Source organism: Streptomyces sp. BE303 (assembly GCF_036290945.1).
Classification (GTDB): domain Bacteria; phylum Actinomycetota; class Actinomycetes; order Streptomycetales; family Streptomycetaceae; genus Kitasatospora.
In genome coordinates this window covers 1-9,476 of the sequence record NZ_JAQYWZ010000816.1, presented here as the reverse complement: position 1 = coordinate 9,476, position 9,476 = coordinate 1, and the positions used below count along the sequence as shown (strand labels likewise).

6 protein-coding genes and 1 pseudogene are annotated in these 9,476 nt (G+C 72.5%); 2 read left to right on the top strand and 5 right to left on the bottom strand.

The annotated features are described in order from the left end of the window. The coding region (locus PUR56_RS28025; RefSeq protein WP_329950977.1) for an aldehyde dehydrogenase family protein at positions 1-904 on the top strand (904 nt) is incomplete at its 5' end. 31 nt (positions 905-935) lie between these two features. Here PUR56_RS28025 and PUR56_RS28020 read toward each other — a convergent pair. The 5 genes from PUR56_RS28020 to PUR56_RS28000 all read right to left on the bottom strand — a co-directional run bounded on the left by PUR56_RS28020 (position 936) and on the right by PUR56_RS28000 (position 8,166). Further along, positions 936-1,829, bottom strand: a complete 894-nt coding sequence (locus PUR56_RS28020; RefSeq protein WP_329879513.1) for a LysR family transcriptional regulator — start codon at positions 1,827-1,829, stop codon at positions 936-938. A gap of 246 nt (positions 1,830-2,075) precedes the next feature. After that, entirely contained in the window at positions 2,076-3,323 is a 1,248-nt protein-coding gene (locus PUR56_RS28015; protein WP_329950976.1) for a polysaccharide lyase, read from the bottom strand. 367 nt (positions 3,324-3,690) lie between these two features. Then, the gene (locus tag PUR56_RS28010; RefSeq protein WP_329879511.1) at positions 3,691-6,555 is read right to left on the bottom strand and encodes an ATP-binding protein; all 2,865 of its coding nucleotides are present in this window, start codon (positions 6,553-6,555) and stop codon (positions 3,691-3,693) included. 436 nt (positions 6,556-6,991) lie between these two features. Beyond that, positions 6,992-7,615 carry an ABC transporter permease gene (locus tag PUR56_RS28005; RefSeq protein ID WP_329879510.1) on the bottom strand — a complete coding sequence of 208 codons (624 nt, stop codon included), beginning with the start codon at positions 7,613-7,615 and terminating at the stop codon, positions 6,992-6,994. 110 nt (positions 7,616-7,725) lie between these two features. Next, a complete protein-coding gene (locus PUR56_RS28000; RefSeq protein WP_329879509.1) occupies positions 7,726-8,166 on the bottom strand; it encodes an SRPBCC family protein in 441 nt (146 codons plus the stop codon). A 946-nt stretch (positions 8,167-9,112) separates the two neighbouring features. Between PUR56_RS28000 and PUR56_RS27995 the strand changes: the two are divergent. Continuing rightward, positions 9,113-9,476 (top strand): annotated as a pseudogene (locus PUR56_RS27995) (beta-xylosidase); the annotation flags it as partial.

Below are 9,476 nucleotides of genomic sequence, written 5' to 3'. Positions count from 1 at the left end.
CCCCTGGACCTCGGCGCTGCTGGTGCAGGCGTTCGTCGACGCCGGGCTGCCCGCCGGCGTCCTCAACCTCGTCCAGGGCGACCGCGACCCCGGCGAGGCCCTGGTCTCCGACCCGCGCGTCGCCGGCATCTCCTTCACCGGCTCCCTGCCGGTCGGACAGGCCATCAACCGAGCCGGCGCGGGCCGGCTGATGCGCGCCCAGCTCGAACTGGGCGGCAAGAACGCACTCATCGTCCTCGCCGACGCCGACCTCGACGCCGCCGCGGACGCCGTCATCCACGGCGCGTTCGGCCAGAGCGGCCAACGCTGCAGCGCCACCAGCCGCCTCATCGTGGACACATCCGTCCACGACGCACTCCTCAAGCGCCTCCTGCCCCGGGTCTCCGCCATGCGCATCGGCCCCGGCCACCAGAACTGGGCGGACATCGGCCCGGTGGTCAACGAAGAACGCCTACAAGCCTGCCTCACCGCCGTCCGCACCGCCGTCAACACCGGCGCCACGATCGCCTGCGGCGGCAACCAGGCAACCCTCGACACCCCCGGCCACTTCATGGAACCCACCATCCTGACCAACGTCGCCTGGGACAGCGAGATCGCCCAAGAAGAGGTCTTCGGCCCCGTCCTGTCCGTCATCGAATGCGACGGCTACGACGACGCCATGCGCATCTCCAACTCCGTCAAATACGGAATGTCCGGCACCGTCTTCACCCGAAACCCCGCCCTGATGTTCCAGGCCCTCCAGGACTTCCAAGCGGGCATGCTCCACGTCAACCGCCCCGGCGTCGGCGCCTACTCCCACCTGCCTCACATGGGCGCCAAGGCCTCACAACTCGGCGCCCCCGAATGCTCCCCGGACGTATGGAACTTCTACACCGACCTACGCTCCGCCTGCATCCGATACTGACACCCCGACCCCCGCCGACCTGCCCCGGCCGTCACCCGGGCCACTCCGAGACAGCACCCACCAACGCCACGAACGCCTCCTCCGACGGCGTGAGCACCCGATCCGACCGCCTCACCAACGACACCGTCCGCACCGGCGGAGCCGGCACAACCGTCAACGCCGCGAGCATCCCCGCCTCCGTCTCCTGACGAATAACATGCTCCGACACCACCGCCAGACCAAGCCCCCGCGAAACCGCCTGCTTCAACGTGTCCGTCCCCCACATGTCCCACTGCTCGGCACGCTCCAACCCCCACATCCGCAACGCGGACTCCTGAAGCCGACGGGTCGCGGAACCGGCCTCACGCACCAAGAACCGCTGATCCGCCAAATCGGCAGGCGTCAGAGCCCGACCGATCAACGCCGAACCCGGCTCCGCCACCAACACCATCGCCTCCTCGAACATGCCCTGCGCGACAAGCTGTTCATCCCTCGGCGTACCGGCACACAACCCCAACGCGACCTCACCCCGCAACAACCACGACTCCACCGCCTCCTCGTTCCCCACCCGGATCTCACACGAGACCTTCGGAGCCCGCAAAGCGAACTCGGACACCAACAACGGCAACAGATACGTACCCAGCGTCGTCGTCCCCGCCAACACCAACCGACCCGCACCCAGCCCCCGATACTCGGCGACCGCGAGCTCCAACTCCTCCAGAACCCCGAAAATCCGGCGAGCGTGCTCAACCACGATCTCCCCCGCCGACGTGGGCCGGGCACCCTGACTCGTACGGTGAACAAGCTGAACCCCGAGCGACCGCTCCAGATTCCGCATGTGATTCGACACCGCCGGCTGACTGGTGAACAACGACTTCGCCGCCCCCGAAAACCCTCCGGACTCGATCACCTTCGCCAACACTTCCAACTGGATCAACGTCACCATGCGCCACACCTCCACCGCACGCAGCCACCAGACCCCCGACACCAGCCCGAAACGGACAACACCGGAACAGGAATCCACACCCACCCATCGAACGCGGACTCCAGCACCGACGCAAGGCCCAACCGGCCGCGGACGTCGACGGCGGGGCCCGTCCGGTTTGTCGCCGGACGGGCCCCGCCGTCACGTTCTCCGTCGGTCGCCGGGCTCGGATCGCGAGACGAACGCGACCCCGGCCGGAGCGCCGGGTCAGGGCGCCTTTCGGTGGGCCCGGCGGGTGGCCGCCCTCGCCCGGCGGTGGAAGAGGAGGAGGAGCCCGCCGATGAGCAGCACGCTACCGGCGGCGAGGACGAGCGGTGTGCGGTTGGAGGCGCCGGTCTCGGCCAGGGGGCGGACGTCGTTGTCCGTGTCCGTGTCCGTATCCGTCGCCGCCTGGACGTCGTCCGCAGGCCCGGACGTGGGTCCGGGCGCTGCCGATCCGGTCGCTGCCGGTTCGGCCACCGCCAGCCCGGTCACTGCCGGGCCGGTCGCGGTGGCCGGGGCGGGCGTCTTCGCCGCCGGCGTCCCGACCGCCGACCCCGATGCCGAGGGCCGGGCGGACGGGGCCGACGTCACGGGTTCCGGGGACGTGGCGGGGGCCGGCTTGGTAGGAGCCGGCACGGCCGAGGACGGTACGGGCTGCGGGGATGTGGCGAGGGCCGTCGGGTTGCCGGAGGCCCGGGAGAGGGGGGTGATGGAGATGTCGTCGTAGTAGATGACCACGGGCGGCGTCCCGCCGTTCACGTAGCCCTTCTCGGCCTTCCAGTTCGGCCGGTACAGGCCGATCTTGTGGTACGGGACCGTGTCGCGGTGCGGGGCATTCGTGGTCTGGCTGTAGCTGTTGGGGCCCTCGTGGGATCCGACCTGAGCGCCGTCGAGCCTGGCGGTGATGGAGCCGGGCGTGGTCTCGGTGGACCAGGTGATGTCGAAGGACCACTGATTCCAGTGTCCGAGCCGCACGGGGCCGAGGTCGTACCTGATCTCGTTCAGGGGCCCCGAGCCCACTGTCCAGTTGACGAGCATCAACCACCGGTCCGCCTTGACCGCGAGGAGGACCGCGGGGGCGGTGCCCGCCCCGCCGTGCCACTGGGACACGATGGTCTGGGCCCCGAAGGAGATCCAGTCCTGCGGCAGGTAGTTGGAGAAGGTGTAGCGGTAGCTGCCGTACGGCAGGCGGCTGGTGGCTATCTCGGTGCGGTAGGAGTTTCCCTGGTCGGGCATGGTGAACCGGGCGGCCTTGCCGGCGTGACCACCCGGTGCCGCCACGACGTCCACCGCGCCCTTGCCGTCGATGCCCTTGCGGGGCCACACGCTGGTGTTGCCGGACTCGAAACCGTCCCCGAACGGGATGGCGGTGGACTCCGCGGCCGCGGTGGGGCCTACGGACACTCCTCCCACCGCCAGTACGGCAGCCAGAAGTACGCCGGCCAGACGGCTGCGGCTGTGACGCTGGGACATGGACCATCCTTGGAGCTGGGGAGTGGCGGCGCTCTTGCGATGTGGTGGTCGACGACGAGCGCTGGAGCGGATTCACACGCCGGCTCGCTCGCGCACGTCTGGTTCGGTCAGAGCCGGTCGGCAGTAACGAGAGCCCTCCCCGCCTCGCCGTCCCGGACCGTTGCCAACGTGTTATCGACGGCCGCTTCTCCCGCTACGCCACCCGGGGCCGCGCCGAAGGCAGCCGGCCCGCCACCGGTCCGACAACCGTGCCGAACGCACCCGAGTGGATCGCCGACGTCCGTCCCACCCCGCCGCACCGCCTCCGTGCGTCCGGACCGGACGGGGACGACAACACGGCCCACCCCGCCCCGCCACACGCGCGGCCTCAGGTGTCCTTGCCGCGCAGTGCGGCCCGGGTCGTCCTCAACTTGCGCAACACTGCCGCGACATGGTGCTCGGCGGTGCGCGGGGAGACGAACAGCGCGGCGGCGATGTCGCGGTTCCCCACACCTGCGGCGAGCAGCGCGGCCACCTCGCGCTCGCGCGGTGACAGCTCGTCCCCGTACCCCGTGCGCCCCCGCGGGTTGGTGGGGACGGGGCCGAGCGTCCGCAGCTGTCGGCGGCAGCGCGAGCCGTCGCTGGTCGCGCCGAGCGCGTCGAACGCAGCCAAGACGCGGCCGAACCGGGCCCGGCCGTCCCAGGGGTCAACGGCGGCCAGGGCCAGTGCCGCCCGTTCCGCGGCGAGCGCCGCCTCGTACGGCCGGCCGACGGCCTCCCAGCGACCGCCGGCCCGGTCGAAGGCCTCGAACGCGGCGCCGGGATCGTGCTCGGCGAGCACCAGGCCGCGGCACAGGTCCTGCTCGGCCTCCGCTCCTGGGCACTCCCCGTCGCGGATGCCGTCGGCGTGTTCCTCCAGCAGCGTCCGGGCACCGGTCCGGTCGCCGAGCGCCAAGGCGGCCTCGACGGCCGCCGGCAGAACTCCGAAGGCGAAGGGCCACAACCTCCTGGCACGCACGCTGTCCAGGGCACCGGCCAGCGAGGCCCGGGCCGCGCCGGCGTCCCCCCGGGCGAGGTGGAGCCGGGCCGTCCCGGCGGCCGCGCCGAGGGCCAGGCTGCTCGTCGGATCGTGGGCCACCACACGTTCGAAGAGCGCAGCGGCCCGTGACGCCTGTCCGCGGGCCGCTGCTATCACGCCCTGGGCGGTTCCCAGCAGTCCGGTGTCGGTCAGCGGGCTGTCGCGGAACCTGACGCGGTAGGCCGCCAGCTCCGCGTCCCAACGCTCCCAGTGCCCGCCGGTCCAGGTGAGCAGGAGCCGGTACGACTCGCCGTAGGCCGCCAGCGCGGTGAAGTGGATGCGCTCGCTGATGGCGAGCGACTCCTCGTTCCAGGTCGGCGCCCGCCGGTCGAGCCCGACGAAGACGGCGGCCTCGGCGGCACCCGACAGGGCGATCGCGGTGGCCCGCAGCACCCGCGAGTCGTCGTCGACCCGCGGCAGCGCGGCGAGGAGGGAGGGGATGCGCGGGTCCGCCGAGCCGAGCAGCAGGGTGATCTGGTTGGCGCGGACGACCGCGTGGGCCAGCCGGTCCGGCGTCCGCTCCAGCAGGCGCAGAGCGCGCGCCATCCAGGCCGTGCGCTCCTCCGCCGAGGCCGCGCCGGTGTCGGAGACGGCCAGCACGGACATGTTCCTGGCCGCGAGCGCGGGATTGACCTCCTCCAGTTCGAGCGCCGCCTTCTCCATCTCGTCCCGGCCGACCGGGTCACCGGCCTGGTTGAGCAGCACGTTGGCCAGGTGCGACCTGATCTCGCCGCCCACGGCCGACGGCAGGCCCGGGGTGGCGAGGATCCGGCGCAGGGTGCTCACCGACCCCGGTGCGTCGATGCTGAACTGCACGGTGCCCGCGAGCGCCAGTGCGGTCTCCCCGAGCCGCTCGGTGGCGAGCCCCGGCTGGTCGAGGACCTGCCGCAGCAGCGTCACCGCGGTGCCGATGTCGCCGACCTCGGCCGCCTGGTCCGCCGCCGCGCGGGCCTCGGTGATCCAGGTGTCGTCCCCGAGCGCGCGGGTGTGGTGCGCGATCTGGACGAGCGGCGGCGGGTCCTGCTCGCGCAGCACCGCCAGGACCCGCCGGTGGGCACGGATGCGCACCGGCCCCGGGAGCATGTCGTACACCGCCTGCCGGGCCAGCGCGTGCCCGAACCCGTAGGCGTCCGGCCCTCGTTCACGCAGGACAGCGGCGTCCAGCGCCGCCAGCAGTGCCTCGTGCGCCCGTTCCTCGTCCAGACCCGCGATGGCTCCGAGGACGCCTGCTCCCCCCGGGACTGCGAGCACCGCGGCCCCCCGGACCAGGGCCGTCGCGTCCGGCCCGAGCAGGCCGATCCGCGCGGCGAGCAGCTCGCGCAGGCTCCGGGGCACCCGCAGCTCCGTCTCTCCGTCGGCGCCCGCGGCCGGATCACGGCCGGCGAGAGTGATCAGGTCCTCCTCCAGGACGAGCGGCAGTCCCTCGCTGCGTTCGGCCAGGAGGTGCACGACGGACGCGGTGGCGCCCTGGCCGAGGACGGAGCGGGCGAGCGTCCCCATGGCTTCCCGCCCCAGGGGCAACAGGCTGAGCTCGGCGCCGGCGGTGCCCGGTTGACGCCGCAGCGCCGACCCCAGGACCGGCGCGCCCGACGGAAGGTCCTCACCACGGTAGGTGAGCACCAGTGCCGTGTCCGCCGGCAGCCCGCCCGCCAGCAGGACCAGCAGTTCCTGCGTGGCCTCGTCCGCCCAGTGCACGTCCTCGACCACCAGCACCACCGGAGCGACCGCCGCCAGCAGGGCCCGCACCGCTCCGGCCACCAGGTGGCGCTGCCCCGACGGTCCGGGGACCTCCACCGGCGTCGGCGGGAGCCGCCCGGCCAGGCCCGGCAGCAGCGGTCCGAGCACGCCCACGGCGGGGTCGATGGCAGCGTTCGCGGGGAGCTGCGGGCCGAGCGCGCCCAGGGCATCCACGACCGGCCCGTAGGGCAGGGGCTCGCGCAGCGGGTGGCACGCGCCGGTGACGACGGTGACACCGTCCGCCCGGAGGGCCGCGGACGCCTCGGTGACCAACCGCGACTTGCCGATCCCGGCCTCGCCCTCGACGAGGACGACCGTCGGCGGCGCCGACAGTGCTCCGAGCAGCGCCCGGAACTCGCGGTCCCGTCCGACGAAGGGCAGATCACCCGCCCGGGCTCCGCTCTGTACGGGTTCCGGTTCCGCGCCCCGTGAAGCCACCACACGCTCCGATCCGCCGCTGCCCGTGCCGGAGGGGCCGGAGCCGGGCGATGCAACCGTCTGCCGTACGACCAGCCTATGCGGTGGCGGCCGGGCGGGCCTCGACAGGCAGGCCAGCCCGAACGTATGGGTTCGACAGCCCGTGGCGGGGACCACGACGACCGCCGACAGCCGCGACATTCCCACCCTCGCCGGGGGGTGACGGTGGCAACCCACCCGCGCATGCCGGGCATCCGCCGCACCGGGCACGGCTGGCGTGCGCCACGCATGGAACGGCGGCCGGATCGAGGCGGACCGGCTGCGGGCCGCACCGGCCGCTGCCGTTCCCCGGACCGCCGCCGACCGGGACCGGGACGCGCGCCCGGGGCTCCGGTTGTCCATGGCAGGGCCGGGCGCGAGGGAGGGGCGGGGGCGGGTCGGCCCCCGCCCGCTCCGCTCAGCCGAGGGCGGAGCCCCCGGGACAGGCGAGCCGACGGTGTTCGAGGACCGCGGCGAAGGCGTAGGCGCCACCTCCCGCAAGGGTGAGGACCCAGTAGAGCCCGGGGGTGTGGAGCGAGAGTGCCGCGGTGGAGACCAGGGCGAGCCAGACGCCGAGGGCGTAGTGCAGCACGTTGCGGCGTACCGCGCCTTCGGCGAGGTAGAGCAGGCCGACGACGAATCCGGAGCCGGTGGGCCAGAGGACGTCCGGGAGCTCCGGTGTGTCGAGCGCGGAGGTGAGGCCGGTGACGGCGAGGGCCAGGGCGGTGAAGGCCGCGATCCAGGCAGCGCCGAGCAGTCTGCCGGCGAGGACGTCCGGCGCCGGCGCGCCGCGCTGGGCCCGTACGGCTGCGGCGGTGGCGGAGACGACGCCGACCGCGAGCCCGCTTCCGAGAAGCATCACCGGCAACCAGCCGGGCAGGTCCACCAAGGGGTCCTCCCCCTCGGACACTGCGGCGGTGCCGTGGCCGAGCAGGTAGGCGAGTCCGAAGCTGACGTAGGACGCGCGGTTGTCGACGTCGCGCGGGCGAGAGGTCGGACGGGCCTGGGACGTGGGCGGCGAGAGGGTGGTGTGGCTGGACATCGTGGATGGCCTCCGGAGTGCTTGGCAGATGCGTGTGCGGGTCGAGGAGGGTGGTGGGCCGGGTTTCGCCGGCCGTCACCGTGCCCGCCGCGGCGTGTCGTGATGCGGTGTCAGGCGGGCTGTTCGGCGCGCGCCTTGAGGTGGTCGAGCCAGTTCTCCAGGGAGGTCCTCAGGGCTGCGGCGAGTTCCTCGACCGCACGGTCGACGGGGTCACCGCTCCAGAACTCCTCGGTGCGGACGACGACACCGGCGTCGGTCTGTTCGAAGGTCCACACATGGATGCCGACGATGCCCTCGACGATTCCGTCCCAGACGATCCGCCGGCCGGGGACGAGTTCGCGGATGGTGGAGGTGATGTTCATCCCGTGGGTGAGCCAGGTGAAGCTGTCGCCGACCAAGGGCGGGCCGCCGAGCCGGGCCCGGTCGATGCCGGCGTTCCAGGCCGGCCAGTCGTCGAGGTCGGTGTGCAGAGACCAGACGGTGTCGAGGGAGGCGTCGATCGTCCTCGTCAGGCTGACGACGACGGGGGCGGTGGTGTCGATGGCGTGCATGGGGTGTCCTTGTCGGTTCTCGGGGCGGTTCGGGTGGGCCGGGGTTCTCGATCAGGTGGCCGGTGAGCGGTGGGGCGCCTCCGGCGGCGGCCGAGCGGGTCGGCCGCCCGGCCGCCGGACCGTGGGCGTCGATCTGCCGTCCGGTCTCCGGTCCGACAGTCCGGCACCGGTACGGATCTGCGGCAGCGCGACGTTCACGAGCGAAGTGGCGAGCATCGCGGTACGCTGCGCCGCGACCAGGGCCTCGCGTGCGGTCCCCGCGCGGGATGTGGAACGGACTGCCCGGTCCTGCGTGCGTCCAAGGTTCATGGCGCACAGCTTCGCGTCGGGCAGTGTCCACTCTCCATGCCCGGCAGCGGATATGACTGTCCGATTCTGTCCGCTCCTGTCCGCCCGGCCAGGCCGCAGTCCTGCGCGGGCACCGCTCCGGCGCGTACGTCGGCACGTCCCCACTCCGCCGCCACGCCCCCTCCGACGGCGGCCCCCGCGCTGCGTGTGCGCGTCCTGCCGGCTGCTCACCAGCACGTAAATCAACAGAGGACGACAGGGCGGAGGATCGGGCCGGACCACACTGCGCGAATCGGGTGAATGGAGTAACCAAACGATGAGGGAGGTTAGTTGGAGCGTAGAGCCGAGGTGATGATTCCGTGCCCAAAAGGCTCACTCATCGGCGAATCGGACAGAACCCTTGACACAACCGAACAGCCCTCCAAAACTCTCCCTCACCCCGATTGTTTGCGCGAACATCAGCAACGGACGTGCTGTCGCCGGCCATTCGGGCCACCCCCCACCCACGATGCGCCCGCGACCGCCTCCCGCATGCCGCCTCGGACGGACGGCAGTCCGGCACGGCCACCCGGCGTACGGCCGATCCCCTCGGCCGGCGCCGCCGCCGTGCCCGCGGGCGGCCCGCAGGCGCATCGGCCGACGAAAGGCAAAAGTCGAAATGCTGCGTTTGAGAACGGCTGTCGGCGGTGCCGTCCTGGCCGTGTGCGTCTCCCTGGTCCAGGGCGCCGGGCAGGCCGAGGCGGCCGCCGTGACCGTCGTCAACGGGACCCAGTTCGCGGACACCGCGGGCAATCCGCTGCACGCCCACGGCGGCGGTGTGATCAAGGTCGGTCGGTACTACTACTGGTTCGGCGAGAACCGCAACGCCGACAACTCGTTCCGCTACGTCTCCGCCTACCGCTCGACGGACCTGAAGACGTGGGAGTTCCGCCGCCACGTGCTCACCCAGGCGACGGACCCGGAGCTCGCCGGCGCGAACATCGAGCGCCCCAAGGTGATGTACAACGCCGCGACCGGGCAGT